General features: G+C 59.4%; 23 protein-coding genes. 13 read left to right on the plus strand and 10 right to left on the minus strand.

The features are described from left to right. Positions 1–3: 3 nt before the first annotated feature. Both tmk and SynPROS71_RS12045 read right to left on the minus strand, forming a co-directional pair. Positions 4–645, minus strand: coding sequence for a dTMP kinase (tmk, locus tag SynPROS71_RS12040; protein WP_186595339.1), 642 nt, complete (start codon positions 643–645; stop codon positions 4–6). A 2-nt stretch (positions 646–647) separates the two neighbouring features. Continuing rightward, positions 648–3,014: a cation-translocating P-type ATPase gene (locus SynPROS71_RS12045; protein WP_186595340.1), complete on the minus strand. Its 2,367-nt coding sequence runs from the start codon at positions 3,012–3,014 to the stop codon at positions 648–650. 34 nt (positions 3,015–3,048) lie between these two features. Here SynPROS71_RS12045 and SynPROS71_RS12050 point away from each other — a divergent pair, with 34 nt between their 5' ends. Next, positions 3,049–3,594, plus strand: coding sequence for a photosystem I assembly protein Ycf3 (locus SynPROS71_RS12050; protein WP_370586826.1), 546 nt, complete (start codon positions 3,049–3,051; stop codon positions 3,592–3,594). Between the two features lie 12 nt (positions 3,595–3,606). Here the strand turns inward: SynPROS71_RS12050 and radA are convergent, their stop codons facing one another. Further along, the gene (gene radA, locus SynPROS71_RS12055; protein WP_186595342.1) at positions 3,607–5,001 is read right to left on the minus strand and encodes a DNA repair protein RadA; all 1,395 of its coding nucleotides are present in this window, start codon (positions 4,999–5,001) and stop codon (positions 3,607–3,609) included. A 90-nt stretch (positions 5,002–5,091) separates the two neighbouring features. Here radA and rpaB point away from each other — a divergent pair, with 90 nt between their 5' ends. The 5 genes from rpaB to SynPROS71_RS12080 are packed head-to-tail and all read left to right on the plus strand — an operon-like array spanning position 5,092 to position 9,784. Beyond that, positions 5,092–5,838, plus strand: a complete 747-nt coding sequence (gene rpaB / locus SynPROS71_RS12060) for a response regulator transcription factor RpaB (RefSeq protein ID WP_186595344.1) — start codon at positions 5,092–5,094, stop codon at positions 5,836–5,838. Continuing rightward, the gene (gene plsX / locus SynPROS71_RS12065; protein WP_186595345.1) at positions 5,819–7,126 is read left to right on the plus strand and encodes a phosphate acyltransferase PlsX; all 1,308 of its coding nucleotides are present in this window, start codon (positions 5,819–5,821) and stop codon (positions 7,124–7,126) included. Before rpaB ends, plsX begins: the two co-directional genes overlap by 20 nt. Positions 7,127–7,148: 22 nt before the next feature. Continuing rightward, complete coding sequence (locus SynPROS71_RS12070; RefSeq protein ID WP_370586827.1) at positions 7,149–8,192, plus strand: beta-ketoacyl-ACP synthase III; 1,044 nt, start codon at positions 7,149–7,151, stop codon at positions 8,190–8,192. A gap of 27 nt (positions 8,193–8,219) precedes the next feature. Further along, positions 8,220–9,116: an ACP S-malonyltransferase gene (gene fabD, locus SynPROS71_RS12075; RefSeq protein ID WP_186595346.1), complete on the plus strand. Its 897-nt coding sequence runs from the start codon at positions 8,220–8,222 to the stop codon at positions 9,114–9,116. Positions 9,117–9,157: 41 nt separating this feature from the next. Continuing rightward, complete coding sequence (locus SynPROS71_RS12080) at positions 9,158–9,784, plus strand: 1-acyl-sn-glycerol-3-phosphate acyltransferase (RefSeq protein ID WP_255442524.1); 627 nt, start codon at positions 9,158–9,160, stop codon at positions 9,782–9,784. Here SynPROS71_RS12080 and SynPROS71_RS12085 read toward each other — a convergent pair. Genes SynPROS71_RS12085 through SynPROS71_RS12095 form a run of 3 tightly spaced genes read right to left on the minus strand, consistent with a single transcriptional unit; the run spans position 9,775 to position 11,260 of the window. After that, on the minus strand, positions 9,775–10,362 hold the full coding sequence (locus tag SynPROS71_RS12085) for a YdcF family protein (RefSeq protein WP_186595348.1): 588 nt from the start codon (positions 10,360–10,362) through the stop codon (positions 9,775–9,777). The genes SynPROS71_RS12080 and SynPROS71_RS12085 overlap by 10 nt on opposite strands. Beyond that, entirely contained in the window at positions 10,362–11,012 is a 651-nt protein-coding gene (gene tsaB / locus SynPROS71_RS12090; RefSeq protein ID WP_186595349.1) for a tRNA (adenosine(37)-N6)-threonylcarbamoyltransferase complex dimerization subunit type 1 TsaB, read from the minus strand. Before tsaB ends, SynPROS71_RS12085 begins: the two co-directional genes overlap by 1 nt. Further along, positions 11,009–11,260 (minus strand): Ycf34 family protein, encoded by a 252-nt coding sequence (locus SynPROS71_RS12095; RefSeq protein WP_186598078.1) that lies wholly within the window; start codon positions 11,258–11,260, stop codon positions 11,009–11,011. Before SynPROS71_RS12095 ends, tsaB begins: the two co-directional genes overlap by 4 nt. Here SynPROS71_RS12095 and SynPROS71_RS12100 point away from each other — a divergent pair. Together SynPROS71_RS12100 and SynPROS71_RS12105 are read left to right on the plus strand one after the other, a co-directional pair. Then, positions 11,259–12,524, plus strand: a complete 1,266-nt coding sequence (locus SynPROS71_RS12100; protein ID WP_186595350.1) for a CCA tRNA nucleotidyltransferase — start codon at positions 11,259–11,261, stop codon at positions 12,522–12,524. The two genes, SynPROS71_RS12095 and SynPROS71_RS12100, sit on opposite strands and share 2 nt — an antisense overlap. A 65-nt stretch (positions 12,525–12,589) precedes the next feature. After that, a complete protein-coding gene (locus tag SynPROS71_RS12105; protein WP_186583502.1) occupies positions 12,590–13,024 on the plus strand; it encodes an RNA-binding protein in 435 nt (144 codons plus the stop codon). An 81-nt stretch (positions 13,025–13,105) separates the two neighbouring features. On the opposite strand, the gene SynPROS71_RS12110 is transcribed toward SynPROS71_RS12105, so the two are convergent. Together SynPROS71_RS12110 and SynPROS71_RS12115 are read right to left on the minus strand one after the other, a co-directional pair. Continuing rightward, the gene (locus tag SynPROS71_RS12110) at positions 13,106–13,282 is read right to left on the minus strand and encodes a hypothetical protein (protein WP_186595351.1); all 177 of its coding nucleotides are present in this window, start codon (positions 13,280–13,282) and stop codon (positions 13,106–13,108) included. A gap of 64 nt (positions 13,283–13,346) precedes the next feature. Continuing rightward, a complete protein-coding gene (locus SynPROS71_RS12115; protein ID WP_186595352.1) occupies positions 13,347–13,865 on the minus strand; it encodes a cyclic nucleotide-binding domain-containing protein in 519 nt (172 codons plus the stop codon). 78 nt (positions 13,866–13,943) lie between these two features. On the opposite strand from SynPROS71_RS12115, the gene SynPROS71_RS12120 reads away from it, so the two are divergent. From SynPROS71_RS12120 to SynPROS71_RS12140, 5 genes are read left to right on the plus strand one after another with little or no spacing between them, the layout of a single operon-like run. Continuing rightward, positions 13,944–14,846, plus strand: coding sequence for an HlyD family efflux transporter periplasmic adaptor subunit (locus SynPROS71_RS12120; protein WP_186595353.1), 903 nt, complete (start codon positions 13,944–13,946; stop codon positions 14,844–14,846). Then, entirely contained in the window at positions 14,843–16,042 is a 1,200-nt protein-coding gene (gene devC, locus SynPROS71_RS12125) for an ABC transporter permease DevC (RefSeq protein WP_186595354.1), read from the plus strand. The genes SynPROS71_RS12120 and devC overlap by 4 nt, the downstream gene beginning before the upstream one ends. A gap of 6 nt (positions 16,043–16,048) precedes the next feature. Then, entirely contained in the window at positions 16,049–16,774 is a 726-nt protein-coding gene (locus SynPROS71_RS12130; RefSeq protein ID WP_186595356.1) for an ATP-binding cassette domain-containing protein, read from the plus strand. A 20-nt stretch (positions 16,775–16,794) separates the two neighbouring features. Next, a complete protein-coding gene (locus SynPROS71_RS12135) occupies positions 16,795–17,760 on the plus strand; it encodes an alpha/beta fold hydrolase (RefSeq protein WP_186595357.1) in 966 nt (321 codons plus the stop codon). Next, positions 17,757–18,950: an MFS transporter gene (locus SynPROS71_RS12140; RefSeq protein WP_186595358.1), complete on the plus strand. Its 1,194-nt coding sequence runs from the start codon at positions 17,757–17,759 to the stop codon at positions 18,948–18,950. The genes SynPROS71_RS12135 and SynPROS71_RS12140 overlap by 4 nt, the downstream gene beginning before the upstream one ends. Here SynPROS71_RS12140 and SynPROS71_RS12145 read toward each other — a convergent pair. Beyond that, a complete protein-coding gene (locus SynPROS71_RS12145; RefSeq protein WP_186595359.1) occupies positions 18,923–19,339 on the minus strand; it encodes a VOC family protein in 417 nt (138 codons plus the stop codon). The genes SynPROS71_RS12140 and SynPROS71_RS12145 overlap by 28 nt on opposite strands. A 46-nt stretch (positions 19,340–19,385) precedes the next feature. After that, positions 19,386–20,435: an aromatic ring-hydroxylating dioxygenase subunit alpha gene (locus SynPROS71_RS12150; RefSeq protein WP_186595360.1), complete on the minus strand. Its 1,050-nt coding sequence runs from the start codon at positions 20,433–20,435 to the stop codon at positions 19,386–19,388. Positions 20,436–20,627 lie beyond the last annotated feature (192 nt).

A 20,627-nucleotide genomic window follows, 5' to 3' on the forward strand; every position in this document is an offset into this window, starting at 1 on the left:
CGGTCACGGCCTCCTGAGGGCAGTGTTCCCTTCCAGAGCAAGACGGATGGCTTTATGAACCTCACCTGGGCTCAAATCGGCAGGGATCACAACCCAGTCCCGTTCCGCGGCCAGCACCCGGAATCCATTGGCCACCCTGCTCAGAAAGGCCTGCCCCTCAGCCTCAATCCTGTCCTCAGCCCGATCGCCCCGTCGGGCAATGCTCGCTTCAAGAGGCAAATCGAGCCAGAGCGTGACATCCGGCACGAGGCCAGCGGTGGCAATCCGCTCCAAATCAAGAATCAATTCTCTGTCCAAACCACGCCCATCGCCTTGATAAGCCAGGGTTGACCCACTGAAGCGGTCACTGAGCACCCAGTCGCCGCGCTCAAGGGCTGGAAGAATTCGGCGTTGCACGTGCTGAGCCCGGTCGGCGGCATACATCAGAAGCTCGGCCTCCGGGCATGGAGCCACTTCATCAGGCGGGTGAAGCAGCAGTTCACGCAAAGCACGACCGAGGGGAGTCCCGCCAGGTTCACGGGTGAGATGCAACGTTGCCCCAGCAGGCATCAGGCCACTACCCGGAAGCCAATCGGCAAGCTGGCGCAGCTGCGTGGTCTTGCCGCAGCCATCGATCCCCTCCAGCACCAAGAAACGCCCCCTCATGGTCAGGGGAGCCGCAGGCTGAGGGCATTGACCACGACGGAGACCGAACTCAGGGCCATCAACAATGCAGCAAGGGGAGGGGAGAGAAGAATGCCGAAGCCTGGTAGCAGAACCCCTGCCGCAACGGGCAGTGCGATGAGGTTGTAGCCGAACGCCCAGAAGAGGTTCTGACGGATCTTGCGCATCGTGCGCCGCGCCAATCCGAGGGCCTCGGGCAATGCCTCCAGGCGATCACCCATCAACACCAAATCAGCTGTGTCCTGAGCGATCTGGGTACCGGTCCCCACGGCAATCCCCAAATCAGCGGCTGCCAGAGCTGGCGCATCATTGATGCCATCACCCACCATCGCCACTGGCTGAGACTGGCGCCAACGCTCCAGCCGTTCAAGCTTCTGATCGGGAAGCAGCTGCCAGGCCATCTCATCGGCTTGGATCCCCAGCGTCTGGCCCACCCGTTCCACGGCCTGTCGGCGGTCACCGCTGAGCATGCCGAGTGATAGTCCCTGGGATCGCAGGCGCTGCAACGCAATCACCGCATCGGGACGCAGACGATCGTCGATGGCTACCAGGCCGATCGGCCGCTCCCCCAGACTTACAGCCACCAAGGACTGTCCCCTGGCCTGAGCCGTTTCAACGGCGTGCCGCTGGTGATCGGGCCATTCGACCCCGTGGCCCCGCAACCATTCCAGGGATCCAACGCGCAGCTGGTCTGGAGAGTCGAGCAATGATCCCTCCATCCCTGCTCCCGGCACAGTTCGACTCTCCTGAACCGGAAGCAGAGGGAGGTTGAGGCGCTGTGCCTCCTGCAGCAGGGCATGGGCCAAGGGATGACGACTGGTCTGCTCAAGGCTGGCCGCCAGCTGAATCGTGCGCGACGGGTCATCACTCAAGAGCACCGCGTCCACCAATGGCCTCCCCAGCGTGAGGGTGCCGGTTTTGTCGAAAATCACGCGCTCGATCGCAGCGGAACGCTCGATCACATCACCACCCCGAAACAGCCAACCCTGGCGAGCTGCCAAACCCGACGACACGGTGATCACCGTGGGGGTCGCCAAACCAAGAGCACAGGGGCAAGCCACCACCAGAACGGCAATCGCCAGCTGCAGTCCAAGGGCGAACGGCGTCTGGGCGGCTGCTCCGAGGGAGTGATGAACTCCATGCCCTTGGCCATGATCCATCAGCACGACAGGAACCTCCAGAACCTGCGGCCAAAGGCTGCTACCAATCAACCACCAGAACAAGAAGGTGAGCAGCGCCAGCGACACCACGCCGTAACAGAAGCGTCCAGCCACCCGATCGGCGAGCCCTTGGATCGGCGCTCGCCGCGCCTGAGCCTGTTCCACCAAGGAGATGATGCGGGCAAGGGCTGTTTCATGACCCACCCGGCGCACCTCCATCACAAGGGTGGCCTCGAGATTGAGACAACCGGAACTGAGCTCCGTTCCTGGCCCGGCGTCTACAGGCAACGGTTCACCCGTGAGGCTGGACGAATCCACCGCAGAAAAGCCCTCCTCGATCACACCGTCCACCGGGATGCGATCTCCGGCGAGCAGTTCAATGCGCTCACCGGGCCGCAGCAGCTCCACCGGCACGTCCCGCACGATCCCGTCGGCCATCACAAGCCGTGCCGATGACGGTTGGAGTGCTGCCAGTTCCTTGAGAGCTCGACCGGTACGCCGACGGGCCCGTTCCTCGAGAAAACGGCCGAGGAGCACAAAGCCCAAAAGCATCACCGGTTCGTTGAAGAAACAGGGCCAGCCCACCGCAGGCCAGACCAAGGCCACCACACTGGCGAGATAGGCGCTGCCAACGCCCAGGCTCACCAACGTGTCCATGCTGGGAACACCACTCACAGCCGCGGCCCAACCACCTCGCAGGATGGATCGCCCCGGTCCAAGCAGAGCGACTGTGGCCAGTCCCGCATGGAACGGCAACGTCCCGATCCACGGCAAGGAGAGCGTCCCTGCCTCAGCCAGATGGCCAAGGACCGAGAGCAGCAACAGCACCAGGGCCACCATCAGCTGACGCCACTGGTTCCACCACCCCCAGGCCCGGTCGGGCTCAGCATCTCCACCCAAGACCCCACTCTGGCGGGGCTGGGCAGAAAACCCCCTGCTGCGCAAGGCCTCGAGAGCCCCCTCAAGGGACTGCTGAGCATCCAGACCCGTGGGTTCGAAGCGCAGCCAAGCACTGCGGGTCACCAGGTTGACGCTGGCTTCCTGGACTCCAGGCTGATCCTGCAGTGTGCGTTCAACGGCGCGCACGCACCCACCGCACTTCATTCCCTCCACATCCAGCAGCACAACCTGGGCGCTGGACGTGGAGGTACTCGCGACTGACGACGATGTGGACACGGCGACGGATTCCATCAACTCACGCTAGGCATCACCCGTTGGGTTCAGGATGGATCCATCCGTCCAGCTCTACGTGCCCCGCAGCAACCGCAACGACAACTTCATCGACAAGAGCTTCACGGTGATGGCTGACCTGATCGTGAAACTGTTGCCGATCAACGCCAGAGCGAAGGAGGCCTATGTGTATTACCGAGATGGGCTCTCTGCTCAAAATGACGGCGACTATGCAGAAGCACTGGAAAATTACGAGGAAAGCCTGAAGCTCGAGGAGAACCCCATCGACCGGGGCGAAACCCTCAAGAACATGGCCATCATCTACATGAGCAACGGTGAAGAAGACCGAGCTCTGGCGACCTATCAGAAAGCCCTGGATGAAAACCCCAAGCAGCCGTCGTGCTTGAAAAACATGGGGCTGATTTACGAGAAACGTGGACGCACCGCAGAGGAAGAGGGGCGCCGAGACGATGCCGATGGCTGGTTTGATCAAGCCGCCGACGTTTGGACGCAAGCCGTGCGACTGAATCCCGGCGGCTACCTCGACATCGAAAACTGGCTGAAGTCAAGTGGCCGCAGCAATGTGGACGTTTACTTCTGATCGCGACCCCGCTCAATCGTCATCGCCGGGATTCACTCCCAAACCGAGAACGAGAGCTTCAGTGATCGATCCTGCTTCAAGCAGAGCAAGATCAAGGCGTGCGGCTAAAGGGCCCAGCCCGCTTCCCCGAGGGACCACTGCGCGGGTAAAGCCGAGGCGCACGGCTTCCTGCAAGCGCAGTTCCAGCTGTCCCACCGGCCGAAGCTGACCACCCAGGCCCAACTCCCCAAGCAAGACGGTTCCGGCAGGGAGGGTCAGATCCCGGTAGCTGGCCACCACAGCCGCGGCCACACCCAGATCAGCAGCGGGCTCCTCCACATCCAAACCACCGGCCACAGCCAGATAACAGTCGAACCTCGACAGGGGCAAGCCCATGTGTTTTTCCAGCACCGCGAGAATCTGGTGCAATCGGTTCACAGCGATGCCTGTCGCCGTGCGGCGCGGGCTGGAATAACTGGTAGTGCTCACAAGAGCCTGCAAATCCACCACCAGCGGACGGGTCCCCTCGCAAGCCACGATCGTGGCCACTCCACTCGCCCGTTCCCCGCTGAGAAAAAGCTCGCTGGGATTCACCACTTCGGCAAGGCCCTGCCCCCGCATCTCAAACACACCCAGTTCATGGGTGGCGCCGAAGCGGTTCTTCACAGCCCGCAGCAAACGATGGCTGGCGAAGCGATCGCCCTCGAAGGTGAGCACAGCATCCACCAGATGTTCCAGCACCTTCGGGCCGGCGAGCACGCCTTCTTTGGTCACATGTCCCACCAGCAGCAAGGCGGTGTTCTGTCGCTTGGCCACGCGCTGAAGTGCGGCCGCACACTCCCTCACCTGGGCTACTGAGCCAGGAGCACTAGAAAGATCGCCGTCGTGGAGCGCCTGGATGCTGTCGATGATGGCCACATCGGGCTGCAGAGCCTCAAGTTCCTCGAGCACCAGATCCAGATCGGTTTCGGCCAGAAGCTGAAGATCGCTGGGGTCTGCGGTGAGGCGCTGCCAACGCAATTTCACCTGCTGGGCCGACTCCTCCGCACTGACGTAAAGCACGGAACGATGGCTGGCGATGGCCGATGCGCTCTGCAGCAAGAGGGTGCTCTTACCGATCCCAGGGTCACCCCCCACCAGAACGAGCGAACCGGGAACCAGCCCACCACCGAGGACGCGATCCAGTTCCCCATACCCGCTTGGGAGACGCTGCAGTGGCTGGTCGCCAAGGGCAGCCATCGACGTTGAACGACGCGCCTGAGGCCCGGCGCCTTGATCGGCTCCAGCACGGCGGCGGCGTGAATCCTGCTTCGGGGCGGACTGCTCGACGAGAGAATTCCAGCTGCCGCAGCTGTTGCAGCGACCGAAGAACTGCCGAGTCTGCGCTCCGCAGCTCTGACAGACGTAAAGAGTGGACGGACGAGGCACGTCGAATAATGAAGAAAGTTGGCGTTGCGTGAACAAAAAGGCATGCCGCTCGCCTATTTGTGACCCATAACTTGAAGCATTGCCGGCGACATGACGGCCTCAGCCCCTACCAAGGAAACCATTCTCGTAGTGGACGACGAGGCCAGTATCCGCAGGATTCTGGAAACCAGGCTGTCGATGATCGGCTACAACGTCGTCACCGCCTGCGACGGCACTGAAGCGTTGGCCTGCTTCCAGGAATGCGAGCCGGATCTGGTCGTGCTCGACGTGATGATGCCGAAATTGGATGGCTACGGGGTCTGCCAAGAGCTGCGCAAGGAATCGGATGTGCCGATCGTGATGCTCACCGCCTTGGGCGACGTGGCCGACCGCATCACTGGACTTGAGCTGGGCGCGGACGATTACGTGATCAAGCCCTTCAGTCCCAAAGAGCTGGAGGCCCGAATCCGCTGCGTGCTGCGCAGGGTGGAAAAAGAACACGCCGCCGGCATTCCCAACTCCGGATTGATCAAGGTGTCGGACCTGCGAATTGACACCAACAAACGCCAGGTGTTCCGAGCCGATGAACGCATCCGCCTGACGGGGATGGAATTCAGCTTGCTTGAACTGCTGGTGAGCCGCTCAGGCGAACCATTTAGCCGTGGTGAGATCCTGAAGGAGGTTTGGGGCTACACCCCGGAACGACACGTTGATACACGCGTGGTGGATGTTCACATTTCCCGTCTTCGTTCCAAACTGGAAGACGACCCGGCCAATCCCGAGCTGATCCTCACAGCTCGAGGAACCGGTTACCTGTTCCAGCGCATCGTCGATTCCGTTGCCTCCGAAGGACCCTGAGCTGAACCCAGCCTCCACACCGCGGAACAAGCCCCGCCGCTCCAAGGCGGTGCGCCGTCTGGTGATCTGGTATCGGCGCAATGCTGCTGTGACCAGCCTTGTTGGCACGGCGACGACCTCGGCCAATGCCGCAGGCTCCATGGCCGGATCCGTGACCTCCATGGCCGGATCCATGCTGCAACCGGTGATGGATCCCCTCCGCCGCCTGCAAGGCGGCCTGCCCGGTGAAGACATCGAGATCAACGACCAGGAGAGGATCTGGGTCGCTGTGGATGGCATGGGCGGTGACCATGCTCCCGCGCCAATCCTGGAAGGCTGCCTGCAAGCCATCGAACGGCTGGCCGTACGCATTCGATTCGTCGGTGAGACGGATCGAATCCTCAAGGCTGCGGCGGCCTCAGGCCTCACCGAAGCATTGAATGCTGCGATGGATGCCGGTCATCTCGAACTGATCAGGAGTGGGCCGTCAGTCGAAATGCATGAAGAAGCCACGGTTGTGCGTCGCAAACGCGACGCCAGCATCAATGTGGCCATGGACCTCGTGAAACGCGGTGAGGCCAAGGCGGTGTATTCCGCTGGAAATTCAGGCGCTGTGATGGCATCGGCCATTTTTCGGCTGGGACGCCTCACGGGAATTGACCGGCCAGCCATCGGCGCCCTCTTCCCAACCAAAGACCCCGGACAGCCAGTCCTAGTGCTTGATGTGGGCGCCAACATGGACTGCAAGCCCACTTACCTCCATCAGTTCGCGCTTCTGGGCAACATCTACAGCCGCGATGTTCTGCAGGTTGCTCAGCCCAGAATCGGACTGCTCAACATCGGCGAGGAAGAGTGCAAAGGCAATGACCTGGCACTCAGCACCTACACGCTCCTGAAAGAGGAGTCTCGCTTGCACTTCGCCGGCAATTGCGAGGGCCGGGACGTGCTCTCCGGAGCGTTCGATGTCGTGGTGTGCGACGGCTTCACAGGCAATGTCCTTCTCAAGTTCCTTGAATCCGTCGGAAGCGTGCTGTTGGGAGTGCTCAAGGCCGAACTCCCGAGGGGCCGTCGCGGCAAGGTTGGCTCAGCCTTTCTGCGCAGCAATCTCAAACGCATCAAGAAACGACTGGATCACGCCGAGCATGGTGGTGCTCTTCTTCTTGGGGTGAATGGCATCTGTGTGATTGGCCATGGCAGCAGCAAGGCCCTGTCCGTTGTCAGTGCCCTGCGCCTGGCCCATTCAGCCGCCAGCCATGGCGTGATGGAGGATCTCGCTGCGCTCAGCCAGCAAACGACGGTGCAAGCCTGAGCTTCCCCCTGCCGGACTGTGGTTGACTGACGCCACCCGCTTGGATCTTCTCTTGGCTGGACAATCACCGCAGGTTCTTGGCGTGGCCCTGATCGGCAGCGGCAGCGCACAGGCAGCACAGGTGATCAGCAACGATCAGCTCAGCCAGAGGGTTGATACCAATGATGAATGGATCCGCACACGCACGGGCATCGGTCGTCGCAGAGTCAGCGGTGCAGGTCAGACCCTGGTCGATCTTGCTTCGGAGGCAGGTCGAAACGCCCTGACCATGGCCGGTCGATCTCCCCAGGATCTTGACCTCATTCTCCTGGCCACCTCCACACCCGATGATCTGTTCGGTTCAGCCCCAAGAGTGCAGGCCGACCTCGGCGCGACCAATGCTGTTGCCTTCGACCTCACGGCTGCATGCAGCGGTTTTCTGTTTGCACTGGTCACGGCAGCGCAGTACCTGCGAACGGGCGCGATGCGCCGTGCCCTGGTGATCGGTGCGGACCAGCTCAGCCGCTTCGTTGACTGGGACGACCGCCGCAGTTGTGTGTTGTTTGGCGATGGCGCCGGAGCCGTCGTTCTGGAAGCCACGGATCAGGATGGACTCCTCGGTTTTCTGCTTCAGAGCGACGGGTCGCGCGGCGCCGTTCTCAATTTGCCAGCCATTGGCGCCGCCTCTCCCCTCGTCGATGGGGCCGAGCACCGTGCAGGTGGGTTTCAGCCGATCGTGATGAACGGCCAGGAGGTGTATAAGTTCGCGGTCCGAGAGGTTCCCGCTGTCCTCCAGTCACTCTTGAAGCGCTGCGACGTTTCACCCGATCAACTGGACTGGCTCCTGCTCCATCAAGCCAACCAACGCATCCTCGATGCAGTCGCGGATCGACTGTCGGTTCCCAGCGCCAAGGTTCTGAGCAACCTGGCGGAATACGGAAACACCTCGGCAGCCACCATCCCATTGATGCTCGACGAGGCTGTGCGCGATGGACGGGTTTGCTCCGGCGATCTTTTGGCCAGTAGCGGGTTTGGTGCCGGGCTGAGTTGGGGAGCAGCCCTACTTCGCTGGCAGGGGCCCGCGTAGGCTCCAGCAACGATTGCGCCGTCAAGAATGTCGATCGCCTGGGTGTTTCCTGGTCAGGGGTCTCAGAAAGTCGGAATGGCTGATCCGGTCCTCAGCCTTCCTGGTGCCGAAGAGCGCTTTGCGATGGCATCCAGGCTGCTGGGCCGCGATTTACTGGCGATTTGTCGCGGTGAACCAGGGGATGCTGGTGATCCTGTGGATTTGAACGACACGCGCAATACCCAGCCTGCGCTGTTCGTGGTCGAATCACTGATTGTGGATGAGCTGCGCCGTCAGGGTCGCGAGCCTGCCCTGGTCGCAGGTCACAGCCTCGGTGAACTGGTTGCCCTCTATGCCGCTGATGTCTTCGATGCTGCGACCGGTCTTGAACTGATGCAGCGCCGGTCTGAACTGATGGCTGCAGCTGGCGGAGGAGCGATGGCCGCCGTCATCGGTTTCGAGCGCAGCGAGCTCGACGACCTTGTGAACGCAACAGAAGGCGTGGTGATCGCCAACGACAACAGTGCGGCCCAGGTGGTGTTGTCAGGCACAGCAGACGCCGTGGCGGCGGTTGGAGAGGCCCTCACCTGCAAACGATTGATCCCCCTGGCTGTATCTGGAGCCTTTCATTCGCCCTTCATGCAGGACGCGGCGGATGCCTTCTCGCAACACCTCAATGATCTCGCGTTTGAGGATGCCCGCTTCCCAGTCCTGAGCAACACGGACCCCACCCCCTGCATGGATGCGGCTGAGCTCAAGCGCCGCCTGCAACGGCAAATGATCACAGGTGTTCGCTGGCGTGAAACCATGCTCGCGATGACCGAAGCCGGAGTGGAGACCCTGGTGGAAGTCGGCCCAGGGGCTGTTCTCAGTGGGCTTGCCAAACGCGCCATGCCCGGGGTCACGCTGTCCCAGCTTGCTGGAGCTGGCGATCTCGGTCTCTAAGCGTGAACACTCCTGACTCCCAGAATCAACCGTCAGGACCCCTGATCTTGACGCCACGACCGAGTCTCACCTACCGGCTTGTGAGCGGAGTGCTGGTCTTTCCGCTATTCCGGCTGCTGTTCCGAGGAAGTACCCGCGGGAATGAGCAAGTCCCCATGCAGGGTCCTCTTGTGGTGGTGGCCAACCATGGTTCCCATCTCGATCCACCCCTGTTGGGGCATGCCCTGGGGCGTCCTGTGGCCTTCATGGCGAAGGCGGAACTCTTCCGTATTCCCCTGCTGGGCCCTCTGATCCGGGCCTGCGGGGCCTACCCCGTGAAACGTGGCGCCAGTGACCGAGAAGCAATCCGCACCGCCACAGCCCGCCTTCAGGAAGGATGGGCGATTGGCGTGTTCCTGGATGGAACGCGCCAGCCAGACGGCCGTGTCAATCACCCCATGCCCGGAGCGGCCCTGCTGTCCGCTCGTTCAGGAGCACCGCTTCTGCCCGTGGCCATCCTCAACAGTCATCGGGCCCTGGGCACGGGGCGAAGCTGGCCCAGGTTGGTGCCCGTCCAGCTGCGCATCGGTGAGCCGATCCCTGCCCCCACAAGCCGCCGCAAACCCGACCTGGAGGCCGCCACCATCGAACTCCAACGCAGGATCAATGCCCTGCTCGATCAGGGCTGAGAGAAGAGTTCGGGCCATTGCCGAAGTGCCCAGGGCTTCAGATCACGCCCACTGATCACCCAGGCCAGGGCGCGGAGGCCATCACCCCACCGTTTTCCCATGCTTTCCGTTCGGCATCGCTCGGCACAGCTCACCGGCACGCCCGTCAAGCGGATTCCACGGCTGCCGGCCACGATCCCCCCAACAATCATGGCGCGAGGCAAATGATCCTCACTGGTCACCAACAACACATGCTCAACCCCCTCACCCTCCAGCTCATCGACGAGTGAGGTGAAATTGCCGAGCGTGTCTTGCGCCCGGTAATCAAGTCGAACCTCGTTCTTCCCCAGTCCCTCATGCTCCATCAACCATTGGGCGTACTCAGGATTGGTTCCGCCGCTGACCACCAGCGGCAACTCCAGTTGGCGAGCCAACCGTAAACCGATGCGTTCTCGATCTGCATCACCACCCAGCACAAGAATTCTCTGCGGATTTTGCCGGGTCAGCGCTGCCTTGGTGAAAGGCCGAAGTGGCGTCGCGAGAGCGGCTCCGCCCACCAACGCTGAAACCAACAGGAGGGAGCGGATGCCAAGGCCCATCACACGGCTCCCACCGGGGAGGTGGGGTAAATCGGCAGCACGGCGTCCCAGGGACCCGATGCATGGCTTGCATGGCGATCCTGACAGAGGCGCAGCAGTTGAAGCACATCACACCCCACATCGACGGCCATGGTCAGCGCAGGGGCCGGCTGCTCAGCGTCATCAAGCAGCACCGGAACCTTCAGTTCCCTGAGATCCGTCTCCGCGCAAGTCGCGTTGTCTTGGTTCCAGCCGTCACGCACCTGATAACGCCCGGCGACCCGACCCCGCCGAGGCAGAACCTGAACAATGGAGAAAGGTTCACCTCGCTGCGCAGCAGGAAGCTCAAGCTGCAGACGCGGGGCCATTAATAGAAAGCTGCTCAAGCCATCGAGAGGACATTGGAGCTGTTGAGCCAGCGTGCGAGCCAGCACGACCGTCAACCGGGTGCCTGTGAATCCCCCAGGGCCTGTGGCCACAGCCAGGCGACGAATTCCAGGCCATTCAGACACCGGCAAGACCTCCTCCAGCACGGAGGGAAGCGCATTCGTCAGCGCACGCCCCATGGGATGGCAGAGAACATTCGCCGAGCTGAGGGGTGCCCGCGCAGAGACCATGGCCAGACCCAGGGTTTCCGATGAGCTGTGCAGTGCTAGGACCCAGTCGCTCATTGAGGCACCTCTTCACCAGGGCGCAACCTCGCCCATCGTCCTTGATCGAGGGTGAAGCTTCCGCAGGCACGCACATCCCATTCAACGCCGACCTGCCCATGGGGAAGGTCATGCACACTGATGTGAATCCTCGGTTCAACAGGCTTCATCTGCGGGGCCTCGCAGAGATGCACGGCACCATGCTGACGCTCAACCGCGTGATAGGCCTGACAACGATCGACCCAGCGGCAGTCCACACAGATGCACATGCCCAACGGTTCCAGTGCGGACACCATTCTGACGATGGATCCAGAGCGACTGCCTGGCCTGCTCTGGCACCGACTCGAGCCGGATCGATGGCCTCTCAAACCCTCTCAGCTACCTGAAGGAGCGGTTCTGGTTGGCGGAGCGGTTCGCGACGGTTTGTTGAACCGATTGCCCCCCTGCCCTGACCTCGATCTGGTAATCCCTGGTGCGGTGCTGGGCACCGTCCAACGCCTCGCCAAGGATCACGGTGGCGTGTGTGTGGTGCTGGACGAACAGCGAGACATGGCTCGGCTGGTACTGAAGGGCTGGACGATCGATTTCGCCAGGTTCGAGGGAGATGACCTAATCGAGGATCTCTTCCGACGCGACTTCAAACTCAACGCCATTGCACTGAGTCTGTCGGATCCCCAGCAACTGATCGACCCCACGGGGGGCATCCAAGATCTTCAGAACGGGCTGATCTGTGCAATCCGAGAGAGCAATCTCCGCGATGACCCCTTGCGCTTGCTGCGCGCACTGCGCTTGATGGCCGAACTGGACATGCGCATTGATTCAGACACCCTGGCCATGGTGCAAGCCAACAGCCCATTGCTGAGGCATTCGGCCCCGGAACGAATTCAGGCCGAATTACTGCGACTCGTGGCTGCTCCCGCTGCCGACGAGGCGATTGCACTCCTGCAGTCGTTGGCACTTCTCAACCCATGGAGTCCACCAGACGTGGAGCATTCGCACTCCACCCTGGGCCGAGCGCTGATCGCGGACTTATCAATGACGCTGGAGGAGCAAACGCTGGCCCTACCACTGGCTCGGTTAACAGGACTGCTGAGCGATCCAGGACTGAAGTCGCTTCGCTTCAGCCGCCGACAGATCCAACGATGTTCCAGGCTGCGTTACTGGCAGGAACGCATCGGTGTTGGCGGCAGTGGCAACTTGAACGAAACCGAGAGGCTTCGCCTGCATCAGGACCTCGAGGCTGATCTTCCAGCCCTGGTTCTTTGCTGGCCGAAGCAATGCAGAGACGAATGGATGCAGCGGTGGCGAGACCCGAAAGACCCGCTGTTTCATCCCTGCTCCCCATTGGACGGCGACACCCTGCAACAGGAGCTCTCTCTCGAGCCAGGTCCAAGGCTTGGAGCCTTGATCCTGCACCTCACAACGGCTCACGCCTATGGTCGGATTTCAACGCGTGAGCAGGCCCTCGACGAGGCCCGCCGATGGCTCCACCGGCCTCCATCGACAAGCGAGTCGAGCAGGCGCTGTGATTAACTGCCATTGCAGCGACGACAACGATCGGCCCTGACACGCAGTTTTCCGTTTTTCTCTCCCGTTTCATGAGCGTGCGTCTTTACATCGGCAATTTGCCGCAGAATTTTGAAAGCAAAGAGCTTGAAGCTCAGCTCACCAGCGTGGGGGAAGGCGTCCGCTTCAAAGCTGTTTTCGACAGGGAGACCGGAGCTTGTCGTGGTTTTGGCTTCGCCAACATCGATGATGAGAAAGTCGCCGATGCTGTGATCGAACAGTTCAACGGAAAGGAGTTCAACGGCAACGCCCTTCGTGTCGAACGCTCTGAACGACGCGACAACAACAGTGGTGGTGGTCGTCGCCCCGGTCAGAACGGGGGAGGTCATGCTCCTGGCTCAGCCCGCAAGGCTGTCAATAAAGTGGTCCACAGCGATGCAAAAGCTGAGGACGGCCCTGATCCTCGCTGGGCAGGAGAACTCGCCAAACTCAAGGATTTACTCGGGAATCAAAAAACAGCCGTTTGAAGATTTCATCTTCTCAGTAGTTCAAAAGGCCCGGAAGAGGGCCTTTTTTAATGACTTACCACAAAAGAAAGGGACAGTGCCTCAAGGAATGAGGGCAGCAATTGCGATCACGCCTCCAAAAATACCGAGAAACAAAAAACCCATTTTTGTCATGTTGGACTCATGGTCGTCCACGCCTTCATCGATGGCATCCTTCATTTCAGCCCTGAAGGAATCCATCGCCTGATCCATTTCGCTATCCGCTGGTTTTTGTGACATGGGAGAGAGGGGTCAAAGGGAAAGAAAGTCAAACTGTGCTGTGCTGCGCCTGGCTGGCCTGGGATTAAGCCCTGTGGAAGAACCAATAGGAGCCAACAGCGAGAACAACCAACAAAATAATTGGCACAGCGATCGCAGCCATTCCATTGTGGCTCTTGAGGACCCTGGATTCGTGGGCGACGACCGCATCACGAATGCTCACATGCATTTCCTCTCTTAGACGCTCGAGGTCAGAATCAATCGAGGCGTCATCGTAAAGAGATCGAAGATGTTCAAAAGTCGACTTTCCAAGGATCAGACTCTTCTCGGGCTTCTCATAAAGGATCTCCATGAGCTCTTCTTTCGGAATCTCAACGATCTGGCATGACCTTGCAGCACGCGCATTGGCAATGCGAGGTCGACTATCAATGATCTCAACCTCCCCAAAGACGTGCCCAGGCCCATGGGTCTCGTCCACGCCCTCCCCGGTCTCCGGATAGAGCGTGGTCATCTCCACGGATCCGGATTTCACTAGATAGATGGCTGAGCTGTCTTGATCAGCCTTGTAGATGTAATCGCCCTGTTCAACCGCAAACCTGCGCATGGGAACTCAAGGAAATTTCGACCACCTTATCCAGGCATGCATTAGGGTGCAGCGCCATTGGAAATCCGTGTTTCAACGATGACAGAGCAGCCCGCACGACGCGGCGTCATCCGCGGCACGTTGATCACGCTTGGGGTTGTTGCCGTTGGCGCGCTTGGCTGGACGGCTTTCAAACCCAAGCCCACGCCCAAACCCGTGGTGAGTCGTCCTCAGCAGGTCACGGCCCTCGGACGCCTGATGCCCGAGGGAGGCCTGGTGCCGCTCTCAATCCCCGCCGGAACAGCAGGGGGCAACGAAGTGGTTCAGCAATGGTTTGCGGGAGAGGGAGACCCCATTCGCAAGGGTCAAGCGCTCGTCAGGCTCAGCAGCTTTCAGGAGCTGCAGGCCGCTGTCGTCCAAGCCCAGTCCAAGCTTCAATCCACTGGAGCTTTGCTGCCGTTCCTCAAGATCAGCCAGAGCCGAGGCAAGGAGCTGTTTCAGGGAGGTGCAATCTCGGAAGAGGAGCTTGCAAAAACAACCGCAAGCATTTTGGAAAAGCAAGCTGACGTTGAGGGAGCTCGCGCATCCCTTGTTCAAGCCCAAAGCCAGTTGAAAGCCGCGGAGGTTCGCTCACCACTGGATGGTCGCCTAATCAGGATTTACAGCTGGCCAGGGATGAAGGAGAGCGAGGAAGGGCTTGCAGTCGTGGGCCGCACAGGGTCAATGCAAGCCTGGGTCCAGGTCTTCCAGACAGACGTTGAGCGTTTACGGATCGGACAGAAAGCCTCGATCACCGCTGAGACAGGCGGTTTTCCCGGAAAAGTTCAGGGCACACTCAAGTCCATTATCGGCAAGGTCTCAGAACGTGATTTGTTTGCGGTCGCGGCCAACAACGATGTCAATGCACGGGTGGTTCTCGTGAAACTCGATCTCGAGCCGAGCCCTGACCTCCAATTGGATCGTCTCAGCGGCCTCAATGTGACAGCGCGCTTCGAGCCATGACACGCGGTGGGGGATGGAAATCGCGGCTGAACTGGCACGATCTGCCTTTGGCTTGGCTGCAGCTAAAACGCCAGCCGGTCCGTTACCTGGTTGCCGTCACCGGGATCGGTTTCGCTGCATTGCTGATGTACATGCAGCTCGGCTTTCAGTCCGGTTTGCTAAAAAGCGCCACCACGTTTTACAACGCGCTCGACACCGACCTGGTACTGATTAGCCCTGCCACCGTCAACAGCGGCAGTTACCAACAGTTCCCACAATCCCAGCTGTTTCAAGCCCTAGGCCTACGCGGCATCAAGGAAACCATTCCTCTTTACATTGCCAACATCAACGCTCAACAGCTTGGCGGGGTCAAACCAACGTCGCTGCGGATGATCGGCTACGACCCTGATCTCACGGTCTTGAATGTTCCCGAGATCAACGCACAAAGCGATCAGCTCAAAACGCCGGGATTTGTTCTCTTCGACACACTCGGCATTGCCATCAAAACAGGCCCTGTAGGCAAAACCTTTAAGGCCGATGGTCCACTCGACATGATTTTGTCCAACTTCGAGAAGACCTTCCGCATCAAGGGGCTATTCCAACTGGGTTCAACCTTTGTTGCAGACAGCAATTTGATTGGTAGTGAGGCGACAGCCTTACAGCTTGCGTCAAGACAAATCAACCTTGGCGAAATTTCCTTAGGGCTAGTTCGAGTCAACAATCAATCCGAAATACCCAGAATCCAGAGAGACTTAAAATCGCTTTATGGAAATGAGCTACAGGTCCTCACCAAACCAGAGCTAATCAGCCAAGAGCGGGACTATTGGAATAATGTTTCGTCTTTTGGCGTCATTTTCGGTTTCGGAACAATCATGGGACTTCTCGTGGGAGGTGTGGTTGTTTACCAAGTGCTCTATACCGATGTCAGCGATCACCTCAAGGAGTACGCCACGCTCAAAGCCATGGGATTTTCCGATCAATTTATTTTGATCGTAGTCATCCAGGAAGCAGTCCTCCTCGGAGCTTCCGCATTCATCCCCGCGACGATTCTCAGTGCCATTCTCTACGCAGCGCTGACAGCAGTATCCGGCATCCAATTACAAATGACTTTTGACAAATCTCTGCTGGTTGGCGCACTCACCATCAGCGTCTGCGCCATTGCATCCGCCATCGCAATCCGCAAATTGAGCGATGCCGATCCGGCGTCTGTTTTCTGAATTTTTATGCAGAACCCCTCTCCGAACACACCAGTGATCCGAACGGAGAACCTTTGTCACAGCTATGGCAAAGGGGAGTTGCGGACCCAAATCCTGCACGATCTGACATTCGATGTGCGCCGTGGTGAAATCACCCTGTTGGTCGGCCCCTCAGGCAGCGGAAAGAGCACGCTCCTGACCCTGATTGGAGCCCTTAGATCGGTAGAAGAAGGATCAATTCAAGTTCTTGGCCAGGAACTGAACGGTGCTGATGAAACGGTATTGATGCAGACACGGCGGAGGATCGGCTTCATCTTCCAAAGCCACAACCTGGTGTCTTCACTGACCGTGCTGCAGAACGTACAAATCCTGCTTCAGCTCACGGAACCGCAACCGCAGAAGCGCCGTGACAAGGCCGTAGCCTTACTGGAGGCTGTGGGACTGAGCCACCGGCTGCATCATTTCCCCGAAGAACTGTCAGGAGGTCAGCGACAGCGGGTGGCGATTGCTAGGGCTCTTGCCCCCGAACCCGAATTGGTGCTTGCGGACGAGCCGACAGCATCCCTCGACAGCCGGTCTGGCCAGGATGTAGTGGAACTTCTCGGTAACCTCTGCCGCGATCGTGGCAGTGCTGTACTCCTGGTGACACACGATCTCAGACTGCTCAATGACGCTGACCGCATCTGGGCCATTGAAGATGGCCGCGTCAAAGCGTGGACTGAATCCAGCGGCAATGTCGTGCAGACTCACTGAGCCGCATTAAGGTCCCAACCGTGCCCGCCAGTGCCACTGCAGCCGTCTTCCCTGATCACTGGATCAAGGAAGGAACCTGGAAGAACCACAGGATCAGCTGGATTGCGACAGACCATCGTGATGGTGAGAGGACAGCGCTCCTCATTCACGGTTTCGGGGCCTGCAAAGAACACTGGCGACACAACGTGAAGGCCCTGACTGGGGAACACCAGGTTGTCGCTCTCGACTTGCTGGGCTTTGGATCGAGCGACAAGCCACCTTCAATCCTTGAAGGGGAACAACCCATTCCTGAGGGTGTGCGCTACAGCATCGACCTCTGGGCCAATCAGGTGGTGGATTTCATTGCGCACCAAGGGCTCACTGGTGTTGATCTGATTGGCAATTCGATTGGTGGAGTCGTCGCACTTCGCGCCGCCGAAATCCTTGAGGAACGCGACCAACCTGCAGCAATGGTTGTGCTGATCGACTGTGCTCAGCGTGCGATCGACGACAAACGCGTTTCGGAACAACCACCTTTCAGAGCCTTCAGTCGCCCCCTGCTGAAACAACTCGTACGGCAACGCTGGCTGACACGCTCCCTTTTTCTGAGCCTGGCACGACCCGGGGTGATCAGAAGAGTTCTTCAGTTGGCTTACCCCACTGGAGCTTCGGTGGACGACACTCTGGTGGAGGTTCTTCACCGAGCAGCACGCAGTCCAGGAGCGACTGAATCCTTTCGCGGTTTCATTAACCTCTTCAATGACCATCTCGCACCTGATGTTCTTCAGAGAATCCAAACACCGGTGAAGATGATCTGGGGAGAAGCCGATCCCTGGGAGCCACTCAGCCAGGCTCAACAGTGGACGCGTTACGCATCCGTACGCGAACTCGCGATCATTCCATCTCTGGGCCACTGCCCGCACGATGAGGGACCTGAACAGGTCAATCCCGTCCTGCAGCGAATGCTCAACCCCAATGGCAGTCCTGCCGAGGAGCTTAACTCTTGAACAAAAAAATCCTTCTCGTCCTCTGCCTCGTGGTGGCAGTGGATGCCGCCAGCTTCGGCCTGCTGCTGCCTGTCGTGCCGTTCTTCGTGCATCAGCTCACCGGCTCCTTCAACGCCATCGCTGTGACCAGTGTCACGGCGACCTACTCAGGCCTGCAATTCATCGGCGCACCGGTGATCGGACGTTTGTCCGACCGATGGGGGCGGCGCAGTGTTCTGACGGTCACCGTGGCCATCAGTGCGGTCGCTTTGATCGGTCAGGCACTCTCCACCTCGCTTCTGATCCTTCTGTTGTTCTCTGGCTTGAATGGCGCATCCTCCGGTGTCTTTGCAATCTCCCAGGCGCTGGTTGCTGACACCGTCGAGGATCGCAATCAGCGCACCGTTGGATTCGGAGCCATCGGTGCAGCTCTGGGACTTGGCTTCATCATCGGCCCTGGCATCGGTGGGGCACTCGGGGCCATTGATCCACGCTTTCCCTTTTTTGTGGCATCAGCTTTTTGCCTGCTGAATGTTGTCTTGATTCGCCTTTATCTCCCAAAAGCGTCGAAGCCCAAACAACCCATCACCTCCCAAGAAAAAGCGACGAATCCTTTATTCACCCGAGGGGACCATCGCCTAAAAAAGCTCATCAGCATCTATTTTCTCTTCTATCTGGGCTTCAGTGCCTTTTCGGGAATCTTCGTACTGGCAGCCAAAGAACGGTTCAACTGGGGGCCGCAACCCACCTCCCTGGTGCTCGTGTATGTCGGAGTGGTTGCCGTCGTTGTACAGGGTGCATTGTTACCTCGCCTACTGAAAGCCATTCGTCCCGACAAGCTCTCGATCATCGGGCTCAGCCTTGTTGCCGTGGCAATGCTGGGAGTATCCGTCATCAGCGAAGGACGTGATCTTTATGCCACCCAACTCTTGTTTGCGGGGGGCGTGGGACTCAGCACCCCTGGCCTGCGCTCGGCAATGTCCCTATGCGTCAACGAAAATCAACAGGGAGTCCTCGGAGGCATGACCCAGTCGGTGGTGAGTCTGACGTCCCTGATCGGGCCCTTGCTTGCAGGACAAATGTATGAATCAGCAGGCTACGGAGCCACGTTCCAGACTCAAGCTGTTCTGGTGTTCGTTGCGGTCGGTCTGTTGGCCTCCATGCCAAGACTGCCGGCTGATCCTCAGGCTGTAAAAACACCCTCGGCATAACCGATCAACTCAATCTGGTGACCATCGGGATCTGACAGAAAAAGAGCTCGGCAGCGGGGGCCGTAATCAAAAGCTGTGATCGAGAGGCCTTGCGATTCGAGCCTCGTCTGAACGTCGTCGAGGCAGGCATAGGTGATGCGAAATGCCACATGGCGCATCGCCACAGTGCTGTGGTCAGGCACAGGCTTGAGCTGAGCACTGTCCGCGGGAAAGAGATTCAAATAGTTGCCTTCAGCAACCCGCAGTAGAAAAGGCGGTCCTTGCTGCAGACCTTCCATTGCAGCAGGCTTGAAGCCCAGCACGTCCTCATACCAGCGCATGGATCGTTGGGGATCACTGACGGTGAGAGCGACGTGATCAAGGGCTTCGATCGGAAGAGAAGAGGCCATGGCTTAGGCAGTGAACAATGGGAGGTCAACAACAGCGGAAGGTCGATTACCGAAAGAGTCCGGCATCGCGCTTTTCTCTCAACATGCGGCGAAGGGCAAGGGTTGAGACATCGCTGGCGACCAGGAGATCGCCATGTCCATCGAGATCAGGAATCAGAGGCCTGAGGGTCTCAACCGTCCGTTGATCTTCAGCCATGAAACGGTCGACACGACCGCGCGCATTGCTGTCAGCCAGAGGACTGCGCAAAAAAGAACGGAAGTGACGCCAGAGATTGCGGGTTGTGGTCCCATCAACTGGAACGTGGGCCGTGAGGAGTGAGATCTGGAAATCACCGAAGACCACGCGAACCAGAGACACATTCGCCAGCCAGAGCTGGATGTGTTGTTCCCCGCCGTCATCAGAGGAGATTGAGGATCCTTGCTCATCACCTTGGTTGAACCAAGCGCGCAATCCTCGGCCCTGATCAGCGCGATAGTGACGGTCACGAGGGGCCAGAACCCTCTCGTAAACACTATCGTCCTTCGCCCACTGCTCAACGGGCATCAGCTGGTCCGGTGCCATCGCCCCGAAGCTGCCACTGTGCACAAACGGCGCATGGGTGAGGTCCATGAAAGCCTCAAGGACCCTCATCCAGTGGGCCTGCCACTCAACAGAGCCTTCGAGAGAACGCCAGGAGCGATCTCCATCCTCCGGGACAGGACCAACCTTCGGTAAAGGGGGCAACTCTTCGGAAGAGGACCGTGCGTCAGGATCCCACCAGATCCAGATAAAGCCAACCGACTCATGACAGTGGAGTGAGGACGCTTGTGCCCGCCGAGGGATGGACTGCGAGCTGTCTTGGGCTGGGATCTTGCTGCAGTGGCCATCCGCCTGATAACACCAGCCGTGATAAGGGCATGCCAAGCCCTGTTCACCCACGAGTCCTGCACTGAGGCTCGCTCCCTTGTGCGGGCAGCGGTCAAACAGGACAGAAAGCTGGCCATCAGGAGCTCTCCAGATAGCAAACGCCTGACCGTGGAAGTCAAGACGGCGCACAGATCCCGCGGGAACCGCGGATGAATGCTCAACGGCGTACCAGGAGCGAGTCAGCTGCATGGTGGTGATGGCTTAAGAACCGAGATGGGTTTTCCAGACGTCGGAATCCGGGGAGGACATGAACCAGCGCCGATCCTGCAAAGCCCTGAGAAGGCTAATAGCAGACTCGCTCTCTAAAGCCAGACCCCAATCGGAGTCAAGACATTGACGAAGTTCGGCAGTGGAAAGTCCACGCCGCAAACCCTTTTTGAG

Source organism: Synechococcus sp. PROS-7-1, from assembly GCF_014279795.1.
Lineage (GTDB): Bacteria > Cyanobacteriota > Cyanobacteriia > PCC-6307 > Cyanobiaceae > Synechococcus_C.

Excerpts from the sequence above, each read along its gene's own strand:
- tmk (WP_186595339.1), bottom strand. The coding sequence starts at position 645 with ATGAGGGGGCGTTTCTTGGTGCTGGAGGGGATCGATGGCTGCGGCAAG.
- SynPROS71_RS12045 (WP_186595340.1), bottom strand. The coding sequence starts at position 3,014 with ATGGAATCCGTCGCCGTGTCCACATCGTCGTCAGTCGCGAGTACCTCC.
- SynPROS71_RS12050 (WP_370586826.1), top strand. The coding sequence starts at position 3,049 with ATGGATCCATCCGTCCAGCTCTACGTGCCCCGCAGCAACCGCAACGAC.
- rpaB (WP_186595344.1), top strand. The coding sequence starts at position 5,092 with ATGACGGCCTCAGCCCCTACCAAGGAAACCATTCTCGTAGTGGACGAC.
- fabD (WP_186595346.1), top strand. The coding sequence starts at position 8,220 with ATGTCGATCGCCTGGGTGTTTCCTGGTCAGGGGTCTCAGAAAGTCGGA.
- SynPROS71_RS12085 (WP_186595348.1), bottom strand. The coding sequence starts at position 10,362 with ATGGGCCTTGGCATCCGCTCCCTCCTGTTGGTTTCAGCGTTGGTGGGC.
- tsaB (WP_186595349.1), bottom strand. The coding sequence starts at position 11,012 with ATGAGCGACTGGGTCCTAGCACTGCACAGCTCATCGGAAACCCTGGGT.
- SynPROS71_RS12100 (WP_186595350.1), top strand. The coding sequence starts at position 11,259 with ATGCCCAACGGTTCCAGTGCGGACACCATTCTGACGATGGATCCAGAG.
- SynPROS71_RS12095 (WP_186598078.1), bottom strand. The coding sequence starts at position 11,260 with ATGTGCATCTGTGTGGACTGCCGCTGGGTCGATCGTTGTCAGGCCTAT.
- SynPROS71_RS12105 (WP_186583502.1), top strand. The coding sequence starts at position 12,590 with ATGAGCGTGCGTCTTTACATCGGCAATTTGCCGCAGAATTTTGAAAGC.
- SynPROS71_RS12110 (WP_186595351.1), bottom strand. The coding sequence starts at position 13,282 with ATGTCACAAAAACCAGCGGATAGCGAAATGGATCAGGCGATGGATTCC.
- SynPROS71_RS12115 (WP_186595352.1), bottom strand. The coding sequence starts at position 13,865 with ATGCGCAGGTTTGCGGTTGAACAGGGCGATTACATCTACAAGGCTGAT.
- SynPROS71_RS12120 (WP_186595353.1), top strand. The coding sequence starts at position 13,944 with ATGACAGAGCAGCCCGCACGACGCGGCGTCATCCGCGGCACGTTGATC.
- devC (WP_186595354.1), top strand. The coding sequence starts at position 14,843 with ATGACACGCGGTGGGGGATGGAAATCGCGGCTGAACTGGCACGATCTG.
- SynPROS71_RS12130 (WP_186595356.1), top strand. The coding sequence starts at position 16,049 with ATGCAGAACCCCTCTCCGAACACACCAGTGATCCGAACGGAGAACCTT.
- SynPROS71_RS12145 (WP_186595359.1), bottom strand. The coding sequence starts at position 19,339 with ATGGCCTCTTCTCTTCCGATCGAAGCCCTTGATCACGTCGCTCTCACC.
- SynPROS71_RS12150 (WP_186595360.1), bottom strand. The coding sequence starts at position 20,435 with ATGCAGCTGACTCGCTCCTGGTACGCCGTTGAGCATTCATCCGCGGTT.